The sequence below is a fragment of the Gallibacterium genomosp. 3 genome (assembly GCF_001678475.1).
In the GTDB taxonomy this organism is placed as follows: domain Bacteria; phylum Pseudomonadota; class Gammaproteobacteria; order Enterobacterales; family Pasteurellaceae; genus Gallibacterium; species Gallibacterium faecale.
In genome coordinates this window covers 1-21,930 of record NZ_JTJR01000021.1, presented here as the reverse complement: position 1 = coordinate 21,930, position 21,930 = coordinate 1, and the positions used below count along the sequence as shown (strand labels likewise).

At 38.4% G+C, this 21,930-nt stretch carries 34 protein-coding genes and 4 tRNA genes; 34 read left to right on the top strand and 4 right to left on the bottom strand.

Annotated features, from left to right (window positions below; translation table 11 throughout):
- Positions 1-15 precede the first annotated feature (15 nt).
- The 29 genes from rplC (at position 16) to murA (ending at position 16,237) form a co-directional block, all read left to right on the top strand.
- Complete coding sequence (gene rplC / locus QV06_RS05685) at positions 16-645, top strand: 50S ribosomal protein L3 (RefSeq protein WP_065231803.1); 630 nt, start codon at positions 16-18, stop codon at positions 643-645.
- Between the two features lie 15 nt (positions 646-660).
- A complete protein-coding gene (gene rplD, locus QV06_RS05680; protein WP_065234037.1) occupies positions 661-1,266 on the top strand; it encodes a 50S ribosomal protein L4 in 606 nt (201 codons plus the stop codon).
- Entirely contained in the window at positions 1,263-1,562 is a 300-nt protein-coding gene (rplW, locus tag QV06_RS05675) for a 50S ribosomal protein L23 (protein WP_065234038.1), read from the top strand. The genes rplD and rplW overlap by 4 nt, the downstream gene beginning before the upstream one ends.
- A gap of 16 nt (positions 1,563-1,578) precedes the next feature.
- Positions 1,579-2,400 carry a 50S ribosomal protein L2 gene (rplB, locus tag QV06_RS05670; RefSeq protein ID WP_065234039.1) on the top strand — a complete coding sequence of 274 codons (822 nt, stop codon included), beginning with the start codon at positions 1,579-1,581 and terminating at the stop codon, positions 2,398-2,400.
- 27 nt (positions 2,401-2,427) lie between these two features.
- On the top strand, positions 2,428-2,703 hold the full coding sequence (rpsS, locus tag QV06_RS05665; protein ID WP_013745959.1) for a 30S ribosomal protein S19: 276 nt from the start codon (positions 2,428-2,430) through the stop codon (positions 2,701-2,703).
- A gap of 10 nt (positions 2,704-2,713) precedes the next feature.
- The gene (rplV, locus tag QV06_RS05660; RefSeq protein ID WP_013745958.1) at positions 2,714-3,046 is read left to right on the top strand and encodes a 50S ribosomal protein L22; all 333 of its coding nucleotides are present in this window, start codon (positions 2,714-2,716) and stop codon (positions 3,044-3,046) included.
- A gap of 18 nt (positions 3,047-3,064) precedes the next feature.
- The gene (rpsC, locus tag QV06_RS05655; protein ID WP_065231801.1) at positions 3,065-3,772 is read left to right on the top strand and encodes a 30S ribosomal protein S3; all 708 of its coding nucleotides are present in this window, start codon (positions 3,065-3,067) and stop codon (positions 3,770-3,772) included.
- Positions 3,773-3,785: 13 nt separating this feature from the next.
- Entirely contained in the window at positions 3,786-4,196 is a 411-nt protein-coding gene (gene rplP / locus QV06_RS05650) for a 50S ribosomal protein L16 (RefSeq protein WP_013745956.1), read from the top strand.
- Entirely contained in the window at positions 4,196-4,387 is a 192-nt protein-coding gene (gene rpmC / locus QV06_RS05645) for a 50S ribosomal protein L29 (RefSeq protein WP_013745955.1), read from the top strand. The genes rplP and rpmC overlap by 1 nt, the downstream gene beginning before the upstream one ends.
- A complete protein-coding gene (gene rpsQ, locus QV06_RS05640) occupies positions 4,387-4,641 on the top strand; it encodes a 30S ribosomal protein S17 (protein WP_065231800.1) in 255 nt (84 codons plus the stop codon). Before rpmC ends, rpsQ begins: the two co-directional genes overlap by 1 nt.
- 330 nt (positions 4,642-4,971) lie before the next feature.
- Complete coding sequence (gene rplN / locus QV06_RS05635) at positions 4,972-5,343, top strand: 50S ribosomal protein L14 (protein WP_013745953.1); 372 nt, start codon at positions 4,972-4,974, stop codon at positions 5,341-5,343.
- Positions 5,344-5,356: 13 nt separating this feature from the next.
- Complete coding sequence (rplX, locus tag QV06_RS05630; protein ID WP_065231799.1) at positions 5,357-5,680, top strand: 50S ribosomal protein L24; 324 nt, start codon at positions 5,357-5,359, stop codon at positions 5,678-5,680.
- 14 nt (positions 5,681-5,694) lie between these two features.
- Positions 5,695-6,234: a 50S ribosomal protein L5 gene (gene rplE, locus QV06_RS05625; RefSeq protein ID WP_065231798.1), complete on the top strand. Its 540-nt coding sequence runs from the start codon at positions 5,695-5,697 to the stop codon at positions 6,232-6,234.
- A gap of 11 nt (positions 6,235-6,245) precedes the next feature.
- Complete coding sequence (gene rpsN, locus QV06_RS05620; protein WP_065231797.1) at positions 6,246-6,551, top strand: 30S ribosomal protein S14; 306 nt, start codon at positions 6,246-6,248, stop codon at positions 6,549-6,551.
- Positions 6,552-6,589: 38 nt separating this feature from the next.
- Positions 6,590-6,982 (top strand): 30S ribosomal protein S8, encoded by a 393-nt coding sequence (gene rpsH, locus QV06_RS05615; RefSeq protein ID WP_065231796.1) that lies wholly within the window; start codon positions 6,590-6,592, stop codon positions 6,980-6,982.
- A gap of 14 nt (positions 6,983-6,996) precedes the next feature.
- The gene (gene rplF / locus QV06_RS05610) at positions 6,997-7,530 is read left to right on the top strand and encodes a 50S ribosomal protein L6 (protein WP_065237303.1); all 534 of its coding nucleotides are present in this window, start codon (positions 6,997-6,999) and stop codon (positions 7,528-7,530) included.
- A gap of 13 nt (positions 7,531-7,543) precedes the next feature.
- The gene (gene rplR, locus QV06_RS05605) at positions 7,544-7,897 is read left to right on the top strand and encodes a 50S ribosomal protein L18 (protein ID WP_013745947.1); all 354 of its coding nucleotides are present in this window, start codon (positions 7,544-7,546) and stop codon (positions 7,895-7,897) included.
- A gap of 15 nt (positions 7,898-7,912) precedes the next feature.
- Positions 7,913-8,413 carry a 30S ribosomal protein S5 gene (gene rpsE, locus QV06_RS05600; RefSeq protein ID WP_065234040.1) on the top strand — a complete coding sequence of 167 codons (501 nt, stop codon included), beginning with the start codon at positions 7,913-7,915 and terminating at the stop codon, positions 8,411-8,413.
- Positions 8,414-8,419: 6 nt separating this feature from the next.
- The gene (rpmD, locus tag QV06_RS05595) at positions 8,420-8,599 is read left to right on the top strand and encodes a 50S ribosomal protein L30 (RefSeq protein WP_013745945.1); all 180 of its coding nucleotides are present in this window, start codon (positions 8,420-8,422) and stop codon (positions 8,597-8,599) included.
- A 3-nt stretch (positions 8,600-8,602) separates the two neighbouring features.
- Complete coding sequence (gene rplO / locus QV06_RS05590; protein WP_065237302.1) at positions 8,603-9,037, top strand: 50S ribosomal protein L15; 435 nt, start codon at positions 8,603-8,605, stop codon at positions 9,035-9,037.
- A gap of 7 nt (positions 9,038-9,044) precedes the next feature.
- On the top strand, positions 9,045-10,367 hold the full coding sequence (secY, locus tag QV06_RS05585; protein ID WP_065234042.1) for a preprotein translocase subunit SecY: 1,323 nt from the start codon (positions 9,045-9,047) through the stop codon (positions 10,365-10,367).
- 37 nt (positions 10,368-10,404) lie between these two features.
- A complete protein-coding gene (gene rpmJ, locus QV06_RS05580; protein ID WP_005548767.1) occupies positions 10,405-10,518 on the top strand; it encodes a 50S ribosomal protein L36 in 114 nt (37 codons plus the stop codon).
- A 148-nt stretch (positions 10,519-10,666) separates the two neighbouring features.
- Complete coding sequence (gene rpsM, locus QV06_RS05575) at positions 10,667-11,023, top strand: 30S ribosomal protein S13 (protein ID WP_013745942.1); 357 nt, start codon at positions 10,667-10,669, stop codon at positions 11,021-11,023.
- Positions 11,024-11,038: 15 nt separating this feature from the next.
- Positions 11,039-11,428, top strand: a complete 390-nt coding sequence (gene rpsK / locus QV06_RS05570) for a 30S ribosomal protein S11 (RefSeq protein WP_012072238.1) — start codon at positions 11,039-11,041, stop codon at positions 11,426-11,428.
- 28 nt (positions 11,429-11,456) lie between these two features.
- Positions 11,457-12,077, top strand: a complete 621-nt coding sequence (rpsD, locus tag QV06_RS05565) for a 30S ribosomal protein S4 (protein ID WP_065234043.1) — start codon at positions 11,457-11,459, stop codon at positions 12,075-12,077.
- 28 nt (positions 12,078-12,105) lie between these two features.
- Positions 12,106-13,089, top strand: a complete 984-nt coding sequence (locus tag QV06_RS05560; protein WP_065237301.1) for a DNA-directed RNA polymerase subunit alpha — start codon at positions 12,106-12,108, stop codon at positions 13,087-13,089.
- Between the two features lie 41 nt (positions 13,090-13,130).
- Positions 13,131-13,520: a 50S ribosomal protein L17 gene (rplQ, locus tag QV06_RS05555; RefSeq protein WP_065234045.1), complete on the top strand. Its 390-nt coding sequence runs from the start codon at positions 13,131-13,133 to the stop codon at positions 13,518-13,520.
- Between the two features lie 259 nt (positions 13,521-13,779).
- On the top strand, positions 13,780-14,790 hold the full coding sequence (locus tag QV06_RS05550) for an extracellular solute-binding protein (protein WP_432416508.1): 1,011 nt from the start codon (positions 13,780-13,782) through the stop codon (positions 14,788-14,790).
- Positions 14,791-14,962: 172 nt separating this feature from the next.
- A complete protein-coding gene (gene murA / locus QV06_RS05545) occupies positions 14,963-16,237 on the top strand; it encodes a UDP-N-acetylglucosamine 1-carboxyvinyltransferase (RefSeq protein ID WP_065237299.1) in 1,275 nt (424 codons plus the stop codon).
- Positions 16,238-16,589: 352 nt separating this feature from the next.
- Here the strand turns inward: murA and pyrG are convergent, their stop codons facing one another.
- The 3 genes from pyrG to QV06_RS05530 all read right to left on the bottom strand — a co-directional run bounded on the left by pyrG (position 16,590) and on the right by QV06_RS05530 (position 19,771).
- The gene (gene pyrG, locus QV06_RS05540; RefSeq protein ID WP_065237298.1) at positions 16,590-18,227 is read right to left on the bottom strand and encodes a glutamine hydrolyzing CTP synthase; all 1,638 of its coding nucleotides are present in this window, start codon (positions 18,225-18,227) and stop codon (positions 16,590-16,592) included.
- 145 nt (positions 18,228-18,372) lie between these two features.
- Entirely contained in the window at positions 18,373-19,146 is a 774-nt protein-coding gene (locus tag QV06_RS05535) for an ABC transporter permease (protein WP_065237297.1), read from the bottom strand.
- A complete protein-coding gene (locus QV06_RS05530) occupies positions 19,139-19,771 on the bottom strand; it encodes an ABC transporter ATP-binding protein (protein WP_065237296.1) in 633 nt (210 codons plus the stop codon). Before QV06_RS05530 ends, QV06_RS05535 begins: the two co-directional genes overlap by 8 nt.
- Positions 19,772-19,820: 49 nt before the next feature.
- Here QV06_RS05530 and QV06_RS05525 point away from each other — a divergent pair, with 49 nt between their 5' ends.
- Positions 19,821-20,138 (top strand): DUF2322 family protein, encoded by a 318-nt coding sequence (locus tag QV06_RS05525; RefSeq protein WP_065237295.1) that lies wholly within the window; start codon positions 19,821-19,823, stop codon positions 20,136-20,138.
- Here QV06_RS05525 and coaA read toward each other — a convergent pair whose 3' ends face one another.
- On the bottom strand, positions 20,139-21,071 hold the full coding sequence (gene coaA / locus QV06_RS05520; RefSeq protein ID WP_065235152.1) for a type I pantothenate kinase: 933 nt from the start codon (positions 21,069-21,071) through the stop codon (positions 20,139-20,141). It lies immediately after the preceding gene.
- 363 nt (positions 21,072-21,434) lie between these two features.
- Here coaA and QV06_RS05515 point away from each other — a divergent pair.
- From QV06_RS05515 to QV06_RS05500, 4 genes are all read left to right on the top strand, one after another.
- Positions 21,435-21,510 (top strand) — tRNA-Thr (locus QV06_RS05515).
- Between the two features lie 32 nt (positions 21,511-21,542).
- Positions 21,543-21,627 (top strand) — tRNA-Tyr (locus QV06_RS05510).
- Between the two features lie 28 nt (positions 21,628-21,655).
- A tRNA-Gly gene (locus tag QV06_RS05505) sits at positions 21,656-21,730 on the top strand.
- A gap of 1 nt (position 21,731) precedes the next feature.
- Positions 21,732-21,807, top strand: a tRNA-Thr gene (locus QV06_RS05500).
- Positions 21,808-21,930: the final 123 nt, after the last annotated feature.

The window sequence follows — 21,930 nt, the reverse complement described above, 5'->3', positions numbered from 1 at the left end:
TAAGAGGTTATTACAATGATTGGTTTAATCGGTCGTAAAGTTGGTATGACTCGTATCTTCAATGAAGATGGTGTGTCTATTCCAGTTACAGTAATCGAAATCGAAGCCAACCGCGTTACTCAAGTGAAAACCCTTGAAACAGATGGCTACTGTGCAGTTCAAGTTACTACTGGCTCAAAGAAAGCAAGTCGTGTAACTAAACCTGAAGCAGGTCATTTTGTTAAAGCAGGTGTTGAAGCTGGTCGCGGTTTATGGGAATTCCGTGTGGCTGAAGGTGAAGAATTCACTTTAGGTCAAGAAATTAATGTTGATATCTTCGCAGACGTGAAGAAAGTTGATGTTACAGGTACTTCAAAAGGTAAAGGCTTTGCAGGTACTGTAAAACGTTGGAACTTCCGTACTCAAGATGCTACACATGGTAACTCTTTGTCTCACCGTGTTCCTGGTTCTATTGGTCAAAACCAAACACCAGGTCGTGTATTCAAAGGCAAAAAAATGTCTGGTCACTTAGGGAATGAACGTGTAACTGTTCAATCTTTAGAAGTGGTTCGTGTTGATGCTGAACGTAAATTACTATTAGTTAAAGGCGCTGTTCCTGGTGCAACTGGTGGTGATTTAATCGTTAAACCAGCAGTGAAAGCATAAGTCTAGGAGATAGGAATGGAATTAGTAACTAAAGATGCACAAAGTGCATTAACTGTTTCTGAAACTACCTTCGGACGTGAGTTTAACGAAGCGTTGGTTCACCAAGTTGTTGTTGCTTATGCAGCAGGTGCTCGCCAAGGTTCTCGTGCACAAAAAACTCGTGCTGAAGTGTCTGGTTCAGGTAAAAAACCATGGCGTCAAAAGGGTACAGGTCGTGCTCGTTCAGGTGACATCAAAAGCCCAATTTGGCGTTCTGGTGGTGTGACTTTTGCGGCTAAGCCACAAGATCACAGCCAAAAAGTGAACAAAAAAATGTATCGTGGTGCAATCAAGAGCATTCTTTCTGAATTAGTTCGTCAAGATCGTCTCGTTGTTGTTGAGAAGTTCGAAGTTGAAGCACCTAAGACTAAAGTTTTAGTTCAAAAATTAAAACAAATGGCACTTGATGATGTACTTATCATCACAGCAAATGTAGATGAAAATTTATATTTAGCTGCACGTAATTTATATAAAGTAGATGTACGTGATGTTCAAGGTATCGATCCAGTCAGTTTAATTGCTTTTGAGAAAGTAGTTATGACTGTGGACGCAGTGAAGCAAGTTGAGGAGATGTTAGCATGAGTCAAGAACGTTTGCTAAAAGTGCTTAAAGCACCACATATCTCTGAGAAAGCAACAAATAATACTGAGAAGTCAAACACTATCGTTTTCAAAGTTGCATTAGATGCAAACAAAGCAGAAATTGCTAAAGCAGTATCTGAATTATTTGAAGTGAAAGTGGATTCTGTTCGTACTGTGGTTGTTAAAGGTAAAACTAAACGTCACGGTGCAAGAATGGGACGTCGCAGTGACTGGAAAAAAGCTTATGTAACACTTGCTGAAGGTCAAAGTTTAGACCTTGCAGAAAGTGCAGAGTAATCAGAGGAGATAATCAATGGCTATCGTTAAATGTAAGCCGACCTCCGCTGGTCGTCGTCACGTTGTAAAAGTTGTCAATCCTGAATTATATAAGGGTAAACCTTATGCGCCACTTTTAGAAAAAAATGCTAAAACTGGTGGTCGTAACAATTTAGGTCGTATTACTACTCGCCATATCGGTGGTGGTCATAAACAACATTACCGTTTAGTAGATTTCAAACGTAACAAGTTAGATATCCCAGCGGTTGTAGAGCGTTTAGAATATGATCCAAATCGTTCTGCTAATATTGCATTAGTATTATATAAAGACGGTGAACGTCGTTATATTTTGGCACCAAAAGGATTGTCAGTTGGAGATCAAATCCAATCTGGTGTAAATGCACCAATTAAAGTTGGTAATTCATTACCAATGCGTAGTATTCCAGTGGGTACAACTGTACACAATGTGGAATTAAAACCAGGTAAAGGCGGTCAAATTGCACGTTCTGCGGGCGCATATGTACAAATCATTGCTCGTGAAGGTAATTATGTGACTTTACGTCTTCGTTCTGGTGAAATGCGTAAAGTATTAGCTGAGTGCCATGCAACCGTAGGTGAAGTAGGTAACTCTGAGCATATGTTACGCGTATTAGGTAAAGCTGGTGCTAACCGTTGGAGAGGTGTTCGTCCGACTGTTCGTGGTACCGCAATGAACCCAGTAGATCACCCACACGGTGGTGGTGAAGGTCGTAACTTTGGTAAACACCCTGTTACTCCATGGGGCGTTCAAACTAAAGGTAAGAAAACTCGCCATAACAAACGTACTGATAAATATATCGTACGCCGTCGTGGTAAATAATTTTTAATTGAATAAAGAGGATAAGCCATGCCACGTTCTCTCAAGAAGGGTCCTTTCCTTGACCTACACTTGTTGAAGAAGGTAGAGAAAGCGGTGGAAAGCGGGGATAAAAAACCAATCAAAACTTGGTCCCGTCGTTCAATGATCATTCCAAGTATGATCGGATTGACCATCGCAGTCCATAATGGTCGTCAGCACGTTCCTGTTTATGTTACTGATGAAATGATTGGTCATAAATTAGGTGAGTTTGCACCGACTCGTACTTACCGCGGTCATGCCGCAGATAAGAAAGCTAAGAAGTAAGGGGTAGATGATGGAAACTATTGCAAAACATCGTTTCGCTCGCACCTCAGCACAAAAAGCTCGCTTAGTTGCTGATTTAATTCGCGGTAAAAAAGTAGCGCAAGCATTAGAAATTCTTACTTACACTAACAAAAAAGCAGCAGCGTTAGTGAAGAAAGTGCTTGAATCAGCTATCGCTAATGCAGAGCACAATGACGGTGCAGATATCGATGATCTTAAAGTCGCGAAAATCTTCGTTGATGAAGGTCCTAGCATGAAACGCGTAATGCCACGTGCTAAAGGTCGCGCAGATCGTATTTTAAAACGTACTAGCCACATCACTGTGGTTGTGTCAGATCGTTAATCAGTAGGAGAATAGCAAATGGGTCAAAAAGTTCATCCACATGGTATTCGCCTAGGTATTGTTAAACCTTGGTCATCTACTTGGTATGCGAATACACAAGATTTCGCCGATAACTTAGACGGCGACTTTAAAGTACGTCAATTCTTGAATAAAGAATTAGCGAATGCTTCTGTTTCACGTATCACTATTGAACGTCCAGCAAAAAGTATTCGTGTAACAATTCATACTGCTCGCCCAGGTATCGTTATCGGTAAGAAAGGTGAGGATGTTGAAAAATTACGCAACGCAGTTGCAGCAATTGCAGGTGTTCCAGCGCAAATTAATATTGCGGAAGTGAAAAAACCTGAATTAGATGCAAAATTAGTTGCAGAGAGCATTGCCTCTCAATTAGAACGCCGTGTAATGTTCCGCCGTGCTATGAAACGTGCAGTTCAAAATGCAATGCGTTTAGGTGCAAAAGGTATCAAAGTTGAAGTTAGCGGTCGTTTAGGCGGTGCAGAAATTGCACGTTCTGAATGGTATCGTGAAGGTCGTGTACCATTGCATACTTTACGTGCGGATATCGATTACAATACTGCTGAAGCTAATACTACTTATGGCGTCATTGGCGTTAAAGTATGGATCTTCAAAGGTGAGATTCTTGGTGGAATGGCTGCAGTTATGCAATCAGAACAACAACAACCTGCGGATAAGCCGAAAAAAGCTCCGCGTAAAGGTCGTAAGTAAGGAGATTCGCTAAATGTTGCAACCAAAACGTACTAAATTCCGTAAAATCCACAAAGGTCGTAACCGTGGTATTGCGGCAGGTACTGATGTAAGTTTCGGTACCTTTGGTTTGAAAGCAATTGGTCGTGGTCGTTTAACAGCTCGTCAAATCGAAGCGGCTCGTCGTGCGATGACTCGTGCGGTTAAACGTCAAGGTAAAATTTGGATTCGTGTATTCCCAGATAAACCAATTACTGAAAAACCATTAGAAGTCCGTATGGGTAAAGGTAAAGGTAACGTTGAGTACTGGGTAGCCTTAATCCAACCGGGTAAAGTTCTATATGAAATGGATGGTGTGTCTGAAGAAATCGCAAGAGAAGCGTTTGCATTAGCAGCGGCTAAATTGCCTATTAAGACCACTTTCGTAACTAAGACGGTGATGTAATGAAAGCTCAAGAACTACGTACAAAAAGTGTTGAAGAGCTGAATGCTGAATTGGTTAACTTGTTAGGTGAGCAATTCAAGTTGCGTATGCAAGCAGCCACCGGTCAGCTTCAACAAACTCATCAGTTAAAACAAGTGCGTCGTCAAATTGCAGTTGTTAAGACTATTCTAACTGAGAAGGCGGGTGAGTAATGACTGATAAAATTCGTACAGTACAAGGTAAAGTGATCAGCGATAAAATGGAAAAATCTTTTGTTATCGCTATCGAACGTATGGTTAAACACCCAATCTATGGTAAGTTTATCCGTCGTACAACTAAATTACATGTACACGATGAAAACAACGAAGCAAAAGTTGGTGATATTGTAGAGATTCGTGAATGTCGTCCTATCTCTAAAACAAAATCATGGACTTTAGTTCGTGTAGTAGAAAAAGCAGTAATCTAATCTATTGCTGTTTATAAATAAATTGATTAAAAGCCCTTGGCCAATGCTAAGGGCTTTTTATTTTCTCTTTTATCCAAATTATTCTATTTATTAAGTAGATGATTTCGATAAAGATGTCGTCTGTAGCAACAGAAAATAATAAATATTTTGATTGCTTAATTCTTTCTTAGTCACTCAATATATAGACTAATTTTATTTACTGCTATTTTCTATAAAATCAGGTTGCTTTTTGTCTATACGTTATGCTAGAATCCGCACCCTATCCGCCTATAGGCGAGGTAGAGGTAAATTTGTCCCGAAAGGGTTTTTTAATTTTAGCGGAGTATTAACATGATCCAAGAACAGACTATGCTGGACGTTGCTGATAACTCAGGCGCTCGTAGCGTAATGTGTATCAAGGTTCTAGGTGGATCGCACCGTCGTTATGCTGCTGTTGGTGATATCATCAAAGTTACTGTGAAAGAAGCAATTCCACGCGGTAAAGTGAAAAAAGGTGATGTACTTAAAGCAGTTGTAGTGCGCACCAAGAAGGGTGTTCGTCGCCCAGACGGGTCAGTTATTCGCTTCGATGGTAATGCTTGCGTTATTTTAAATAATAATAGTGAGCAACCAATCGGTACACGTATTTTCGGACCGGTAACTCGTGAACTTCGTTCTGAGAAGTTTATGAAGATTATCTCTTTAGCTCCAGAAGTACTGTAAGGAGAAGTGAGAAATGGCTGCAAAAATCCGTCAAAATGATGAAGTGATTATGATCACTGGTAGCGTTGCCAAAGGTAAAGGTAAACGCGGTAAAGTAACAAAGGTATTACCTAACGGTAAAGTAATCGTTGAAGGTTTAAATTTAGTTGCTAAACATGAGAAACCAGTTCCTGCATTAGGAAAACAAGGTGGTATCGTGCGTAAAGAAGCACCAATTGATGTTTCTAACGTAGCAATTTTCAATCCTTCTACAAACAAGGCTGACCGTGTAGGTTTCAGATTTGAAGATGGCAAAAAAGTTCGTTTCTTCAAATCTACTGGTGAAACAATTAAATAAACTGGAGTAATGCGATGGCGAAACTGCATGATTACTACAGAGATCAAGTAGTAAACGAATTAAAAACTAAATTCGGCTACAAATCTGTCATGCAAGTCCCACGAATCGAGAAGATAACCCTAAACATGGGTGTGGGTGAAGCATTGACCGACAAAAAATTGCTAGATAATGCAGTAGCAGATTTAGCAGCAATTAGCGGTCAAAAACCTTTAATCACTAAAGCTCGCAAATCTGTTGCTGGCTTTAAGATTCGTCAGGGATATCCGATCGGTTGTAAAGTAACCCTACGCGGCGAGCGTATGTGGGAATTCTTTGAACGATTAATTTCTATTGCTGTTCCACGTATCCGTGACTTCCGTGGTTTAAATGCGAAGTCTTTTGATGGTCGTGGTAACTACAGCATGGGTGTGCGTGAACAAATCATCTTCCCTGAAATCAATTACGATAAAGTGGATCGTGTACGTGGTTTAGATATTACTATTACCACTACTGCGAAGACAGATGAAGAAGGTCAAGCACTACTTGCTGCCTTTAACTTCCCATTCCGTAAATAAGGCAGGTTCTAATGGCAAAACAATCAATGAAAGCACGTGATGTAAAACGTGTTGAATTAGCTGAAAAATATTACGCAAAACGTCAAGAATTAAAGAGAATTATCTCTGATGTTAATTCTTCTGATGAAGAGCGTTGGAATGCAGTGTTAAAGTTACAAACTTTACCACGCGATTCAAGCCCAATTCGTCAACGTAATCGTTGCCGTCAGACAGGTCGTCCACACGGTGTATTGCGTAAATTTGGTTTAAGCCGTATTAAGGTTCGTGAAGCAGCAATGCGCGGAGAAATTCCAGGCCTTAGAAAAGCGAGTTGGTAATATACCACTTTATTTTGGAATCATGGGAGTAAAGAAACATGAGCATGCAAGATCCAATAGCAGATATGTTGACTCGTATTCGTAACGGTCAAGCTGCAAATAAGATCGCGATCAACATGCCTTCATCCAAGCTAAAAGTGGCAATTGCCGACGTTCTAGCTAAAGAAGGTTATATTGAGAGCTTCAAAGTTATTGAAGGTGTAAAACCTGAATTGGAAATTACTTTAAAATATTTCCAAGGAAAACCAGTTGTAGAAAGTATTCAACGTGTAAGCCGTCCTGGTCTTCGTATTTATAAACGTAAAGACGAATTACCTAAAGTATTAGGTGGTTTAGGTATTGCTGTTGTTTCTACATCTAAAGGTGTTATGACTGACCGTGCTGCACGTCAAGCAGGATTGGGCGGTGAAATCATTTGTTATGTAGCTTAATAGTGAGGTAGGAAATGTCTCGTGTCGCAAAAACACCTGTTAATATTCCTGCCGGTGTAGAGGTAAAACTCGACGGACAGCTATTAACAGTAAAAGGTAAAAATGGCGAGTTAACTCGCAACATTCATAAAGCAGTTGAAGTTACAATTGATAACAATGCATTACATTTTTCACCTCGTTTAGAAATGGCTGGTGCAGATGCACAAGCTGGTACAGCGAGAGCATTAGTAAATGCAATGGTTATTGGTGTTACTGAAGGATTCACTAAAAAATTACAATTGGTTGGTGTTGGTTACAGAGCACAAATCAAAGGTAATGTGCTTGCATTAAGCTTAGGATATTCTCATCCAGTTGAGCACACTTTACCAGCAGGCATTTTAGCGGAATGTCCTTCTCAAACTGAAATTATTTTGAAAGGCGCTGATAAGCAATTAATCGGGCAAGTCGCTGCAGATATTCGTGCTTACCGTCGTCCTGAACCTTATAAAGGTAAGGGAGTACGTTACGCTGATGAAGTGGTTCGTACTAAAGAGGCTAAGAAGAAATAAGTAGGGTAACACTATGGATAAAAAATTGGCTCGTATTCGTCGTGCAACCCGTGCACGCCGTATGATTAAAGAGCAAGGTGCAACACGTTTGGTAGTACACCGTACTCCACGTCATATTTATGCTCAAGTTATTGCACCTAACGGTTCAGAAGTGCTTGCTACAGCTTCTACTCTTGAGAAAGCGATCCGTGAGCAAGTGAAATATACTGGTAATAAAGAAGCTGCAGCGGTAGTTGGTAAATTAGTTGCTGAACGTGCTTTAGAAAAAGGTATTAAAGAAGTTGCCTTTGATCGTTCAGGTTTTAAATATCATGGTCGTGTGCAGTCGTTAGCAGACGCTGCTCGTGAAGCTGGTCTACAGTTCTAATAGAGGTAATTTGAGATGGCAAGCATCGAAAAACAAGCTGGTGAACTGCAAGAGAAGCTAATCGCAGTAAACCGTGTGTCCAAAACAGTAAAAGGTGGTCGTATTATGAGCTTTACTGCTTTAACAGTAGTAGGTGATGGTAATGGCCGTGTTGGTTTTGGCTATGGTAAAGCACGCGAAGTTCCGGCAGCGATCCAAAAAGCGATGGAAAAAGCTCGTCGCAATATGGTAAACGTAGCTTTGAATGAAGGTACATTACAACATCCTATCAAAGGTAGTCACACAGGTTCTCGCGTATTTATGCAACCTGCAAGCGAAGGTACAGGTATCATCGCTGGTGGTGCAATGCGTGCAGTATTAGAGGTGGCTGGTATTCGTAACGTACTATCAAAAGCTTACGGTTCAACAAACCCAATCAACGTAGTTCGTGCTACGATTGATGCGTTAGCTAATATGAAATCACCAGAAATGGTCGCAGCTAAACGTGGTAAAACAGTTGATGAAATTTTGGGGTAATTGATCATGGCAAAAACTATTAAAGTAACTCAAACTCGTAGTTCAATTGGTCGTTTACCAAAACATAAAGCTACTTTACGTGGTTTAGGTCTTCGTCATCTTAACCACACTGTTGAGTTAGTTGATACTGCAGCAGTTAGAGGTATGATCAATCAAGTATCATACATGGTTAAAGTGGAGGAGTAATAAATGCGTTTAAATACTCTATCTCCGGCTGAAGGTTCTAAACACAGCGCTAAACGTCTTGGACGTGGTATTGGTTCTGGTTTAGGTAAAACTGGTGGTCGTGGTCATAAAGGTCAAAAAGCACGTACCGGCGGTGGTGTAAGACGTGGTTTTGAAGGTGGTCAAATGCCTTTATACCGTCGTTTGCCTAAGTTTGGTTTTACTTCAATGAAAGCAGCTGTAACAGCTGAAGTACGTTTAAGTGATTTAGCAAAAGTTTCTGGTAATGAAATTACATTAGAATCTCTTAAAGAAGCTAAAGTGATTTCTTCAGAAATCCAATTCGCTAAGATTATTCTTTCAGGTGAAGTTAAGTCTGGCGTCGTTGTTCGTGGTTTACGAGTGACTAAAGGTGCTAAAGCAGTAATTGAAGCTGCTGGCGGTTCAATTGAGGAATAATTAACAGATGGCTAAACAACCGGGATATCAAAATAGAAGTACTCATAGCGGTACAAGTGAATTAAAGCGCCGTTTATTATTTGTTTTAGGTGCACTGATTGTATTCCGCATTGGATCTTTCATCCCGGTTCCTGGCATTGATTCTGCCGTATTGGCTCAAGTTATTGAACAACAAAAAGGTACTATCGTGGATATGTTCAACATGTTCTCTGGTGGTGCCTTGAGCCGTGCGTCAGTATTTGCTTTAGGGATCATGCCATATATTTCGGCATCGATCATTATTCAGCTATTGACGTCTGTTTATCCTGCATTAGCAGAGTTAAAGAAAGAAGGTGAAGCAGGAAGACGTAAGATTAGCAAATATACTCGCTATTCTACGTTGGCACTTGCAACCATTCAGGCAATTGGTATCTCAACAGGGTTACCAAATATGTTACCTGGATTGGTACCTAATTTAGGATTTGGTTTCTACTTTACTGCAGTTATCAGTTTGGTAACAGGAACAATGTTCTTAATGTGGTTAGGGGAACAAATTACTGAAAGAGGTGTTGGTAATGGTATTTCTTTAATTATTTTTGCAGGGATTGTTGCAGGATTACCTGCAGCAATTGCGCATACAATTGAACAAGCTCGTCAAGGTCAGATGCATCTGCTAGTTCTCTTATTAATTGCTGTTGTTGTATTTGCAGTAACTTATTTTGTTGTATTTGTAGAACGTGGACAAAGAAGATTAGTCGTTAACTATGCAAAACGTCAACAAGGACGTCATATGTTAGCTGCGCAAAGTTCACATTTACCTCTTAAGGTTAATATGGCAGGGGTTATCCCAGCAATCTTTGCGTCAAGTATTATTTTGTTCCCAGCAACAATTACACAATGGTTTGGTCAAGGACAAGGTTTAGATTGGTTAAATGATTTATCTATGTTGTTACATCCAGGACAACCTTTATACTTGATTTTATATGCAGTAGCGATTATATTCTTCAGCTTTTTCTATTCTGCGATGCAATATAATCCTAGAGATACAGCGGATAATTTGAAAAAATCTGGTGCATTTTTGCCAGGAATTAGACCGGGGGAACAAACATCACGTTACATTGATAAGATAATGACTCGTTTAGCATTAATTGGTGGTCTTTATGTTACCTTTGTATGTTTAGTTCCGTACATTATGACATCAGCATGGAATGTTCAATTCTATTTTGGCGGTACTTCTTTACTGATTGTTGTAGTGGTAATTATGGATTTCATCGCTCAGGTTCAAAGTCACTTGATGTCAAGTCAGTATGAATCAGTGTTGAAAAAAGCAAACCTTAAAGGGACAAGATAATAGATAATATTATCTTCCAAATTAAAAAGGATAAGCAATGAAAGTTCGTGCGTCCGTAAAGAAATTATGTCGTAACTGTAAGATTGTTAAACGTGAAGGCGTAGTTCGTGTGCTTTGCAGCGATCCTAAACATAAACAACGTCAAGGTTAATTGATATATTTTTCTTGAAAAGAATTGATTGAGTAGGTATACTGCTCGACTCTTTTATATAGTGTATTGGTATGTTGTTTGAGTATCCTGAAACGGGCTTTTCAGATCAACATACCAGATTTTAGTAATCAAAAAATAGGAGTGCATAGTGGCCCGTATTGCAGGCATTAACATTCCTGATCATAAACACGCTGTAATTGCTTTAACAGCAATCTATGGTATCGGTAAAACCCGTGCTCAACATATTTGTGATGCAGTGGGTATTGCAGGAAGCGTTAAGATCAGCGAATTGTCTGAAGAGCAGATTGATAAACTGCGTGACGAAGTTGGTAAATTTACTGTTGAAGGTGATTTACGCCGTGAAGTAACACTAAACATCAAACGTCTTTTAGACTTAGGATGCTACCGTGGATTACGTCATCGTCGTAGCTTACCGGTACGTGGTCAACGTACTAAAACTAACGCGCGTACCCGTAAGGGCCCACGCAAACCGATCAAGAAATAATCGGGGTAAATGATAATGGCTAAAACACCAGTTCGTGCGCGTAAGCGTGTAAAAAAACAAGTTGTAGATGGCGTGGCTCATATTCATGCTTCTTTCAACAATACTATTGTTACGATCACTGATCGCCAAGGTAATGCTCTAGCATGGGCTACTGCAGGTGGTTCAGGTTTCCGTGGTTCTCGTAAATCTACTCCGTTTGCTGCACAAGTTGCTGCAGAACGTTGTGCCGAAATGGTTAAAGAATTCGGCTTAAAGAACTTGGAAGTTATGGTTAAAGGACCTGGTCCTGGTCGTGAGTCAACAATCCGTGCATTAAATGCTGCAGGATTCCGCATCACTAATATTACTGATGTGACTCCGATTCCTCATAACGGTTGTCGTCCACCGAAAAAACGTCGTGTGTAAGACGTGTTAGGATAGTTGGAGAAAGAAAATGGCAAGATATTTGGGGCCTAAGCTCAAACTAAGCCGTCGTGAGGGCACAGACTTATTTTTGAAGTCAGGTGTTCGTGCGATTGAGTCAAAATGTAAAATTGATACTGCACCAGGTCAACACGGTGCACGTAAGCCACGTTTATCTGACTATGGTAGTCAATTACGTGAGAAACAAAAAGTTCGTCGTATGTACGGCATTTTAGAACGTCAATTCCGTAACTATTACAAAGAAGCTAACCGCTTGAAAGGTAACACCGGTGAAAACCTATTAGTGTTATTGGAAGGTCGTTTAGACAATGTTGTATATCGTATGGGATTTGCAGCAACACGTGCAGAAGCTCGTCAATTAGTTAGCCACAAGGCTATCGTTGTTAATGGACGTGTAGTAAACATTCCTTCTTACCAAGTTTCTGTTGATGATGTTATCGCAGTGCGTGAAAAATCTAAAAAACAAGCTCGTATTAAAGCATCATTAGAATTAGCAGAACAAAGAGAAAAACCAACTTGGTTAGAAGTCGATGCTGCTAAAATGGAAGGTGTTTTCAAACGTATTCCAGAACGTTCTGATTTATCAGCAGACATTAACGAACATCTGATCGTTGAGCTTTACTCTAAATAATAAAGCTTAACAGCAAAGAGAGGATAAAATGCAGGGTTCTGTTACAGAATTTTTAAAGCCACACTTAGTAGATATTGAGCAAATTAGCTCTACCTATGCTAAAGTGACCTTAGAGCCGTTAGAACGTGGCTTTGGCCATACATTGGGTAATGCATTACGTCGAATTCTTTTGTCATCTATGCCTGGTTGTGCAGTGACGGAAGTTGAAATTGATGGTGTATTGCATGAGTACAGCAGTAAAGAAGGGGTTCAAGAAGATATTCTTGAAGTGCTTTTAAACTTAAAAGGTCTAGCGGTTAAAGTGCAGAATAAAGATGACGTATTTCTGACACTAACAAAATCTGGAATTGGCCCTGTTGTTGCCGCGGACATCACTCATGATGGTGATGTTGAAATCGTAAATCCGGATCATGTCATTTGTCATTTGACAGATGAAAATGCCTCTATTAATATGCGCATTCGTGTACAACGTGGTAGAGGATATGTTCCTGCATCAGCACGTGTACATGATGAAGAACGCCCAATTGGTCGTTTATTAGTGGATGCGTGTTATAGTCCAGTTGACCGTATTGCTTATAATGTTGAAGCAGCACGTGTTGAACAACGTACTGACTTAGATAAGTTAGTTATTGAAATGGAAACTAATGGCACATTGGATCCAGAAGAAGCGATTCGTCGAGCAGCAACAATTTTAGCAGAACAGCTTGATGCATTCGTTGATTTGCGTGATGTTCGTCAACCTGAAGTCAAAGAAGAAAAACCAGAGTTTGATCCGATTTTACTTCGTCCAGTGGATGACTTAGAGTTGACAGTTCGTTCTGCTAACTGTTTGAAAGCAGAAACAATTCACTATATCGGTGATCTAGTTCAACGTACAGAAGTTGAGTTACTTAAAACACCTAATCTTGGTAAGAAATCTCTTACTGAAATTAAGGATGTGCTCGCTTCTCGTGGCTTATCACTTGGTATGCGCCTTGAGAATTGGCCACCGGCAGGTATTGCCGAAGACTAGTTTGGTCATAGGTTAAAGATTTTTCTGAGAAGGATAAGGTCATGCGCCATCGTAAGAGTGGTCGTCAACTAAACCGTAATAGCAGTCATCGCCAAGCGATGTTTCGTAATATGGCAAGTTCTTTAGTTAGTCATGAAATCATCAAGACTACATTGCCTAAAGCAAAAGAATTACGTCGTGTAGTTGAGCCGTTAATTACTTTAGCTAAAGTAGATAGCGTTGCAAATCGCCGTCTAGCTTTTGCTCGTGTTCGCGACAACGCAGTTGTTGCTAAATTATTTAATGAATTAGGTCCACGTTTTGCTGAACGTGCGGGTGGTTATACTCGTATCTTAAAATGTGGTTTCCGTGCCGGTGATAATGCACCAATGGCATACATTGAATTAGTTGATCGTCAAGTTACTGAAGAAGCAGCTGTAGCGGCAGAATAATTCAAAATTCATTTTCTATAAAAAACTGCATCCAATGGATGCAGTTTTTTTATCTCTTGATTTAGCTATTACTTTCTATTCTTAATAACAAATTAGCATAAAGTTTCTAGACTTTACGAATGTTTTTTATTTTTAAAGTCACCAATAAGTTGCTATAATCAGTAAGTTTTTTAACTAATCGCTATTTTGCTGTATAAAAAGCAAGCTTTGGAGGACTTATAAATTGAAATTTTTATCTTTTTCTCAGCTATCTAAAACAATTCTACTTTCTTTTCCTATCTTATTTAGTTCATCTCTTCTTGCAGAAAAACTCTACATTTATAACTGGACAGAATATATTCCTACATCATTACTTAATCAATTCACTAAAGAAACTGGAATTGAAATTGTATATTCAACTTTTGAAAGTAATGAAGAAATGTATTCGAAGATGAAATTAACTAATGGGGGAGAATATGATTTAGTTTTCCCATCTAGTTATTACATCGGTAAGATGGCAAAGGAAGGAATGTTAGAGAAATTAGATAAGAGTAAGTTAAAAAATTTTTCTCAAATTACACCGGATTTATTAAATAAGCATTTTGATCCTAATAATCAATACTCTTTGCCATATGTCTATGGTTTGACAGGAATTGGTCTGAACACAGCAGAAATTGAGCCAAGTAAAATAACAAGCTGGTCTGATTTATGGAATCCTGAATATAAAGGTAAAGTATTATTAACTGCTGATTCACGAGAAGTATTTCATATTGCTTTATTACTAAAAGGATTCTCTCCTAATACAAAAAATGAAAAAGAGATTGAATCTGCTTATCATCTATTACAAAAACTTATTCCAAATGTACTCGCATTTAATTCTGATTCACCAGATGTTCCTTATTTACAAGGCGAAGTTTCATTGGGGATGATTTGGAATGGTTCCGCATTCCGTGCGCATAAAGAGAATGAAAATATTAAATTTGTTTATCCAAAAGAAGGCGTCATTATTTGGATGGATAATTATGCCATTCCTAAAAATGCAAAGCATAAAAGTGCTGCATATAAGTTCATTGATTTTATGTTAAGACCTGAAAGTGCCAAAGAAGTGATAGAAACTATGGGATTTTCTATGCCAAATGAAGGTGTAAAAACACTCCTTTCAGCAGAAGATGTTAATGATCCAACATTATTTCCAAGCAAAGAAGAGCTTCAAAAGGGTATTTTGCAAGAGGATGTTGGTGATGCTATTGATATTTATGAAAAATATTGGAATAAGTTAAAAACTAATTAAGGTTTTTCGGCGATTTCCTCTCAAGAAATGTATATAATTATGCATATGCTTAAGGCTCCCTCATTATGTTTGCCCGTAGTGAGGGAGTTATATTAATCAAATCTTTCAGAAAGTTTTACTTATTATCCTTCCATTATTAGTGGATTAAATTAGACATTTTATAGGAATTATTATGGAAAAGTTTCGTGTTCATGGGCGAGCTTGCTTAAAAGGTACAGTTAATATTTCTGGTGCGAAAAATGCGGCATTACCAATTCTATTTGCTTCAATTCTTGCTGAAGAACCAGTGACATTACACAATGTTCCTCGCCTACGTGATATTGAAACCACATTAAAAATTTTACGTAAATTGGGAATTAAAGCAGATTGGTGTGGTGAACAGACAGTTTGTATTGATGCAAACAATGTGACTAGCTTTGTTACACCTTATGAATTAGTTAAAACAATGCGTGCATCAATTTGGGCATTAGCACCACTGACAGCACGTTTTAACCAAGGTCAAGTATCTTTACCGGGTGGTTGTTCGATTGGAGCAAGACCAGTTGATTTACATATTTCTGGGTTAGAAAAATTAGGTGCAAAAATTACTTTGGAAGATGGGTATGTGAAATCATTCGTTTCTTCCCGTTTACAAGGAACCCGCATTGTTATTGATAAAGTCAGTGTAGGTGCAACTATTTCTATTATGACTGCAGCGGTGTTAGCGAAAGGGATAAGTGTTATTGAAAATGCTGCAAGAGAGCCAGAAATTGTGGATACTGCAGAGTTTTTGAATAAGATGGGAGCAAAAATTCAAGGGGCTGGTACAGATACTATTACAGTAGAAGGTGTTGAACGTTTAGGGGGCTGCGAACATACCGTGATCCCTGATCGTATTGAAACAGGAACGTTTCTTGTGGCAGCAGCTGTATCAGGTGGACGAGTTGAATGTCTTGGTATACGAGCTAATACACTTGAAGTAGTGATTGAAAAACTACGAGAAGCAGGTGCACAAATTGATGTAACAGAGAATAGTATTACCTTAGATATGTTTGGTCAGCGTCCTAAAGCAGTCAATATTCGTACTGCACCCCATCCAGGTTTCCCAACAGATATGCAAGCACAATTTACCTTATTGAATATGGTTGCCTGTGGGACAGGGATTATTACCGAAACCATCTTTGAAAATCGTTTTATGCATATTCCAGAATTAATTCGGATGGGAGCAAAAGCCGAAATTGAAGGTAATACTGCAATTTGTCATGGCGTGGATCATCTTAGTGGTGCTGAAGTAATGGCAACAGATCTCCGCGCTTCTGCTAGTTTAGTTATTGCAGGGTGTATTGCACAAGGTGAAACTATTGTTGACCGGATTTATCACATTGATCGTGGTTATGAACATATTGAGGAAAAGTTACGTGGATTAGGTGCTCGTATCGAGCGTTTTTCTGATGCGGAAACTGCATAGATATACTCGTTATTAATTTGTCGAATCGCTAACCTCTTGTTCTCATAAAAAAAGCAATAGGTTAGCGATTTTTTTTCAGGTATTGTAATACTTGAATTAAACAAAATAAGTGTAACAAGAAAAGTAGGTTATACTTATGTTTGATCCCTATTTTGGATAAGTTAGCGAATGAAGTATTGTATAGACTTGATTTGCAAGCTTTAGTGAAGTAGGGAGCAGCTACGTTCGCGTAGCTGTGTGCTAAAACAGCTACATTCGCGTAGCCAAATGCCAAACAATAAAAAATCTGCACTTTAACGTAGTAATAATTAAAGTGCAGATCATTTAAAAAAGTTTGGTTTAGTTAAACAACTTAATTTTTTTGTTGTTTTTGATAAGCGTAAGCTGCTTTAATAAATCCTTCAAATAATGGATGTCCATCACGAGGTGTTGAAGTAAATTCTGGATGGAATTGGCAAGCGACAAACCAAGGATGATTTGGCACTTCAATAATCTCAACTAGTTTCTTATCAGCTGACCAACCAGTAACTTTTAAGCCCGCTTTTTCGATTTGTGGAAGTAACTTATTGTTTACTTCATAACGGTGACGATGACGTTCTTCAATGGTTTCTTTACCATATAATTGGCGAGCTAGGCTACCTTCCACAAGATGGCATTGTTGCGCACCAAGACGCATTGTACCGCCAAGATCAGATTTATCACTGCGCACTTCAACATTACCATCAGCATCTTGCCATTCAGTAATTAAGCCAATTACAGGTTGTGGACAGTTCTTATCAAACTCTGATGAACTCGCCTCTTTCATACCAGCGACATGACGAGCATATTCGATAAGAGCAATTTGCATACCTAAACAAATACCTAAATAAGGAATATTATTCTCGCGTGCATATTGTGCAGTTAATATCTTTCCTTCAATCCCACGATAACCGAAACCACCAGGAACAAGAATAGCATCAAGACCTTTTAATAATTCAGTGCCTTTTGATTCAATATCTTGAGAATCAATATATTTGATATTGACACTTAAGCGATTTCTTAAGCCACCATGTTTTAAAGCTTCATTAACCGATTTATAAGCATCTGGCAATTCAGTATATTTACCAACCATACCAATCGTAACTTCACCAATTGGGTTAGCTTCTTGATAGAGTACATTTTCCCATTCAGAAAGATCTGCTTCTGGACAGTCTAAATGGAAACGTTGGCAAATAAAGTCGTCCAGCCCTTGAGATTTTAATAAAGCTGGGATTTGATAAATTGAGTTTACATCTTTTAATGAAATAACCGCTTTTTCTGGTACGTTACAGAAAAGAGCAATTTTTGCTCGTTCATTTGGTGGAATAATACGATCAGAACGACAAATTAATACATCAGGTTGAATACCGATTGATAATAACTCTTTAACAGAGTGCTGAGTTGGTTTAGTTTTTACTTCACCTGCGGTAGCAATATAAGGTACCAGCGTTAAGTGCATGAATAGCGTTCTTTCACGCCCAACTTGCACAGCGAGTTGACGCAATGCTTCTAAGAATGGTAACGATTCAATATCACCAACAGTTCCGCCAACTTCCACAATCACAACATCATGACCTGCTGCGCCTTCGATAACTTTAGCTTTAATTTCATTAGTAATATGGGGAATCACTTGAATTGTTGCACCAAGATAGTCGCCACGACGTTCTTTACGTAAAACTTCAGAATAGATTTTCCCAGTCGTAAAGTTATTACGTTTTGTCATTTTAGTACGAATAAAGCGTTCATAATGGCCTAAGTCAAGATCTGTTTCGGCGCCGTCTTGAGTAACAAATACCTCACCATGTTGTGTTGGGCTCATAGTACCTGGGTCAACGTTAATATAAGGATCCAGTTTCATCATCGTAACGTTTAGCCCACGAGCTTCTAAAATAGCTGCAAGAGATGCCGCTGCAATGCCTTTACCTAAAGAAGAAACGACACCGCCTGTGACAAAAATATAATTGGTTGCCATTGTTTATGCCTATTTAATAAAAAGTGAGTGGAAATTTAAGATTAAGAGATACGCAAGTATCAAGACGGGATGATAGTTTACAGGATTTATAAATTTAACTCAATCATAGAATCGAGAGATTGCCTTTGCAGGCAATCTCTCTTTCTTACCAAGTCATTTGTTGATCCTTATTATATAAGGAGCGATAACCAAAATAGAGCGAACCAAAAACAGACAAGCAAACGGCAGTACAAATCGCAATCATAATTGCAATTTGATACAAAATAGCAGTACTAGGTAAAGTTCCCGAAAGAATTTGCCCGGTCATTAATCCAGGGAGAGCAACGATTCCCATACCAACCATTGAGTTAAGTGTAGGTAAAAGAGCACTCTCTAAGGCTTGGTTTACAAAAGGCGTTAAAATATGTTGTGGTGTAGTACCAAAATTCAATAAGGTTTCAATCCGTTGACGTTCGCTTGCGAGACTTTCTCGAAAAGTTTTTACCCCAAGATTCACGCCTGTCATTGCATTTCCCATAATCATTCCGCTTAGTGGAATCACATATTGTGGATGGAAAAGGTTTTCATTGACGACAACAAGAATAAAGAAAGCTAATACAGCAAGTCCAGAAAATGAAATTGAACCAATAATAGCGTATTTGAAGCGAGTATTAATATTAGGGTTCTTTGATAAGACACGGTGTACAGCAAAAATGATCATTGCCAATAAATAAAGCACCGTAAAAATAGGATGGGGATTCTGAAAAATATAAGTCAAAATAAATCCAGCAAGAATAAGTTGTAACGTCATTCTTAAACTTGCTACAAACAGTAATTTAGATTGATTGATCTGACACTTTTTCATAATGAAAAGGACGATCAAAAGCAGAAGATAAACCAGACTAAAATTAAAAAGATGAATTTCGGCAATATTATTCATAATGACCTCGATGGTTTAATTCAATAATTTTGTCAGCATAACGTTGAGTGAGCGAATGATCGTGGCTAATAATAATCAGTGTTGTATTAGGCAGACAAAATTGTTTAATTTGTTGTATCACTTGAGTAGCTACGGTGGGATCTAATGCTGATGTAGGTTCATCTAACATTAAGACTTTTGCTTTAAAGCTCAATGCAATCGCTAGAAATACACGTTGTTTTTCACCGCCAGAAAGATGCGCAACATTTTGATTTAGCGGAAAAGGAATATGGCAAATATCAAGATATTGTTGTAGCTGTTTATGTTCTGGCAGTGTACTTTCACGATAGTGATGATACTGTTGAAAATTATCTAAAATGGATCCTGGAAATAGATAAGATTGTTGTGAAGCAAGTAATACTTCGCGGCGTAATATAATCTTATCTAATTGTTGGATATCACGATTTTGGTATAAAATTTTTCCTTCTGTGATCGGTAAGGTGCCATTAAATAGATGGAGTAAAGTGCTCTTACCACAACCACTTGGCCCTTGTAGAAAAGTTGCTTGTCCTTCAGGAATTTCAATTTTTGGATAATAGATTTTTTGCTGAAAAATAACATTTTCAGCCGATAAAATAGCGGACATAATTAATACCTAATATTTTTACATAATGATTTTATAGGAGAAATTTTATATGAATTTCCAACAGATTTTGATGACCTTACCGCCTATTGATGAGATTCGTCAAATTGATATTTTGAATCAGAAGGGAGAAATTATACATTCTATTCCTGCAATAGCAGGAAAGTTAGGCTCGCTACGAGTTTATCATGCACTTGCACAAAAGTTTGCTGGAAAACTGGATAGTGAAAGCGCAGAACAGGGATTAATTTGGTTTGCCGAACATTGTGACGATGCGCGTCAATATCCGGGAAAACACCCAAATATAGATCTATTATTTGCCGTGATCAAACAGCAACAACAGCTACAAATTAATGTAATTCGTGGATAGTTATTTTCTTAATTTCACTGTATTAATGGCGTGGTCTTCGCCTTTTACCAAAATTAAACTGGCACGTTCTTTGGTTGGTAAGATATTTTCATGAAGGTTTACGCCATTGATGGTATCCCAAATGTGAGAAGCAATCTCTATCGCTTCTTTTTCTGATAATTTTGCATAATGATGGAAATAAGAGTTTGGATCAGCAAACGCACCCTTACGAAATTTTAAAAAACGTTTGATATACCAACTTTTTAGCAATGTTTCTTCAGCATCAACAAAAATAGAAAAATCGACAAAGTCTGAAACGAATAAATTATGTGCTTTATGACCACGTTGAAGAACGTTTAACCCTTCAATAATTAAGATGTCAGGTTGATTGATTTCAGTATATTGTCCTGGAATGATGTCATAAGTGAGATGTGAATACACAGGTGCTTTAACAGCCTTTTTTCCTGATTTAATATCAGAAACAAATTGGATTAAAGCATGGGTATCATACGAAACAGGGAAGCCCTTCTTTCCTAATAAATCCAGTTGTTTTAACTTTTCTAAAGGATACAAAAATCCATCCGTTGTAATTAAATCAACACGGCGATCCGCTTGCGTTAATAAAGCCTGTAGAATTCGAGCAGTGGTACTTTTCCCTACCGCAACACTTCCTGCAATACTAATAATGTAAGGGACTTTGGGATTATCGATACCAAGAAAACGTTGAATAACGGTATGACGCTGTAAATTTTCTTCTATATAGTAATTTAGCAAACGCACCAGAGGCAGATAAATAGAACTTACTTCATCTAAAGACAGTTCATCATTAAAACTAAGCAAGGGTTTTAAATCTTGTTCTGTTAATGAGAGAGGCACAGATTTTCTTAATGCTGCCCATTGTTCTCGTGCAAAAGTTAAAAAAGGAGAAAAGTTATTTACAGGCTGATTAATCACAATGTCCTTCTTATGAAGTTAATAGAGAGATGATGGCGGTATGTTATAGAAAGCGAGAACAAAAGGCAAAATTTATCTATTTATTAGCAGAGCAAGGTAAATATTAATAAAAAGAGTGGTTAATAGATGAAAGTAGATAAAAATAAAGAAATTAAGCAGTAAAAGGAGTAATTGAAAGCATATATACAGTACTTATTTTGATATCGTGTTATCGCATACTGTTGGGATTTTAGACGGAAACTGTAAAAAACAGACAATTTTTGCTTGAGATTTAGGCTACCGATAAAAAATCCTATTTTTTTTCAAAAAAAGTCTTGCCAGAAGAAAAAAGATCCCTATAATACGCCTCACTTGCTTAACGATGCCGACTTAGCTCAGCAGGTAGAGCAACTGACTTGTAATCAGTAGGTCACCAGTTCGATTCCGGTAGTCGGCACCATCTTCTCAAGTAAGTATTAGCATTAGCGTTGTGGAGGGATTCCCGAGCGGCCAAAGGGGGCAGACTGTAAATCTGTTGGCTCAGCCTTCGAAGGTTCGAATCCTTCTCCCTCCACCATTTTATGATGGGACAGATGAATATAGGTGCGGGCATCGTATAATGGCTATTACCTCAGCCTTCCAAGCTGATGATGCGGGTTCGATTCCCGCTGCCCGCTCCACGCTGATATAGCTCAGTTGGTAGAGCGCACCCTTGGTAAGGGTGAGGTCGGCGGTTCAAATCCGCCTATCAGCACCACCTCTATTTTTCTTTCCTTTTTTATTCAAATCCTGTAATTATCTTTGGTTAATGTGGTAGTTATACGCCATCGATAACCGTGTTTTTTTTAGGGGACTTTCCATGTCTAAAGAAAAATTTGAA